Origin of the sequence: Curtobacterium sp. B18 (assembly GCF_000333375.1) — a bacterium.
Taxonomy (GTDB): Bacteria; Actinomycetota; Actinomycetes; order Actinomycetales; family Microbacteriaceae; genus Curtobacterium.
Genome location: NZ_BACZ01000554.1, coordinates 1 through 2,777 on the forward strand (window position 1 = coordinate 1; position 2,777 = coordinate 2,777).

The following is a 2,777-nucleotide window of genomic DNA, read 5'->3' on the forward strand; positions in this document are numbered from 1 at the left end:
TCTCGCGGGACCGTCGAGCGGGTGGTGCACGGTCCAGTCCTCGATGCGGAGGAGCTCCTCGCCGATGACCGGGTTCTCCCGCTCGGGGTACCGGTTCGACAGGTCGCGGCCGACCATCCCGCGGATGATGCGGTCCTCGGAGACCTCGTCGGCACGCAGCTGCTGCGGCGCGATGACGATGATGCCCTCGACGTCCTGGTCGAGCAGGTGGCCGAGGCCGTCCCGCACCGCTTCGTCGGTCGCCGCGGCGATGTTCGCCGTCGTGACCGAGTACCCGCGCCTCACCGCGGCGTCCTCGATCGCCTGCATCGTGGCCGCGGGACCGTAGTGCGACCGCTGCGCCGTGAGCACGCCGATCGTGTGCGTGCGGCTCGTCACCAGTGCCCGCGCGGCGCGGTTCGGCCGGTACTGCAGCTGCTCCATCGCCGCGAGGACCTTGTCGCGGGTCTCCGCGACGACGGCGTCCGAGTTGTTGAGGACCCGTGAGACGGTCTGGTGCGACACCCCGGCGACCCGCGCCACGTCGCGGATGCTGGGCGACCGCGGTTGTTGTGTCCGCGTCGACGCCATTGCTACTCGTTCCTGCCCGGGGCCGAAGCACGTCGATGTGCACGTTCACATTCCGAGCCAGATCATTATGCACGCCTCCGGCATGCATGCGACCTGAGTTGTCGTTTCCGGATCCGATGGGTTACCGTCAACCCGTATCCGGCATATCGCCCGAGCCGGAGCACACAACTGCAGATCGGCCGTCCGCCCGCGGACGGCAGTCGCTCCAGACCTCAGAGAACAGCGACACCCGCAGCGCACCAGCGCTGGGGTGTCGCTGTTCTCTTTTTTGCGTCCACCGAACCCCCACCCACCACGAAGGAGTGGTCTTGACCAGAGCCCGCAGACTGACGAGCTTCATCGTCCTGTCGATGACCGGCGGTGCGATCTTCCAGGTCGCGTACATCCGGTTCGTGTTCCTCGCGGACACCGCGCACGCGCTCCACCTCAGCATCCAGCGCTACGGCGAGATCACGTCGGTCTTCGGCGCCGTCGCCGTGCTCATGTACTTCTGCGGCGGCTGGTTCGCCGACCGCTTCTCGCCCAGGGCGCTCATCGTGATCGCGCTCGCGGGGATGGGCGCCGTCGACCTCTGGCTGTCCACGGTCCCCGGCGAGACCGGCATCGTCGTCGCGCACGTGCTCATGGCCGTCCTCGGCATGGGGCTCTACTGGTCGTCGCTCGTCAAGCTCGTCTCGATGCTCGGGAACGCCGACGAGCAGGGCAAGCTGTTCGGCTGGCTCGAGGGCGTCCGCGGCATCACGTCCACCGTCGTGGGCTTCATCGGCGCCGCCATCGTCGCCGCGGCGATCGCGGACACCGGTGGCGTCCTCTGGGTGATGCGCATCTACGGCGTGCTCTGCCTGGCGTTCGCGGTGCTCGTCCTCGTCGTCGTCCGGACCGACCGCGACGCCCTCGGCCAGGTCGGGCGGCAGACGGTCACCCTCCGGGAGCTCGGCGCGGCGGCCCGCAACAAGTACACCTGGCTGATCGGCGCCTCGATCATGCTGATGTACTGCTTCTACACGCTGCTCGGGTACCTCACCCCGCTGCTGCAGGACGGCTTCGCGGTGCCCGTCGTGCTCCTCGGCGCGATCGGCGTCGTGCGCACCTACGTCTTCCAGATCGTCGGCGGACCGGTCGGCGGCGTGCTCGTCGACCGGTGGACGAGGTCGTCGCCCGCGTTCCTCCGGTGGGCGTTCGTCGTCGCCGCGGTGAGCGCCGTCGGGTTCCTCGTCCTGCCGCACGAGCCGGCGCTCGTCTGGGTCGCCGTGGCCCTCATGACCGTGATGTGCCTCGCGGTCTTCACCTCGCGCGGGATCTACTGGGCGCAGGTCGGCGAGGTCGAGGTCCCGCTCGCCCAGCGCGGCGGCGTGATCGGGCTCGCGTCGGGCATCGCCTACCTGCCGGACGCGTTCCTCCCCGCCCTCGGCGCCTGGTGGGTCGGCGACCCGTCGAACGGCGTCCCGCAGCAGGGCGGCGGCTACACCACGATGTTCGCCGTCCTCGTCGGCGCAGCCGTCCTCGGCGTCCTCCTCACCACCCTCACCATGCGCGTCCGCGCGCGGGAACTCCGGAACCGTCGGCCGTCCGACGTCGCCGTCGCCGTCTGACCCACCTCGAAAGGACACTGCACACCCCATGGACATCCGCGACTTCTCGATGGACCTGTTCTCGCTCGCCGGCAAGCGGGCCATCGTCACCGGCGGGAACTCCGGCCTCGGCCAGGCCTTCTCGCTCGCACTCGCCAAGGCCGGCGCCGACGTGTTCGTGCCGAGCGTCGTCGACGACGACGGCACCACGCGGGCGCTCGTCGAGGCCGAGGGGCGCCGCTACGCGTTCCTCGAGGTCGACCTCACCGCCCCCGACGCCCCGACCCGGATCGTCGACGCGTGCACCCGGGCGCTCGGCGGCATCGACGTGCTCGTCAACTCGGCCGGCATCTGCCTGCTCGACGACGTCGAGGCGTTCGACCGCGCGAAGTGGGACCCGATGGTCGCCGTGAACCTCACCGCGCCGTTCGCCCTCGGGCACGCGGTCGGCAAGCACCTCGTGGCGCAGGGCTCCGGCAAGATCATCAACATCGCGTCGCTGTTCGCGTTCCTCGGCGGCCAGTGGTCGCCCGCGTACGCCGCGACGAAGCACGGGATCGTCGGCTTCACGAAGGCGTACTGCGACGAGCTGGCGCAGCACGGCGTGCAGGTCAACGCGATCGCGCCCGGGTACTT

At 70.1% G+C, this 2,777-nt stretch carries 3 protein-coding genes; 2 read left to right on the plus strand and 1 reads right to left on the minus strand.

What is annotated here, in order from left to right:
• On the minus strand, positions 1 to 522 hold a 522-nt coding region (locus I5E_RS15085), incomplete at its 3' end, for a LacI family DNA-binding transcriptional regulator (RefSeq protein ID WP_261974968.1).
• A 356-nt stretch (positions 523 to 878) separates the two neighbouring features.
• On the opposite strand from I5E_RS15085, the gene I5E_RS15090 reads away from it, so the two are divergent.
• Positions 879 to 2,162 (plus strand): MFS transporter, encoded by a 1,284-nt coding sequence (locus I5E_RS15090; protein ID WP_187290517.1) that lies wholly within the window; start codon positions 879 to 881, stop codon positions 2,160 to 2,162.
• A 28-nt stretch (positions 2,163 to 2,190) separates the two neighbouring features.
• Positions 2,191 to 2,777, plus strand: a 587-nt coding sequence (locus tag I5E_RS15095; RefSeq protein WP_022907717.1) for an SDR family NAD(P)-dependent oxidoreductase, incomplete at its 3' end; no start/stop codon positions are given.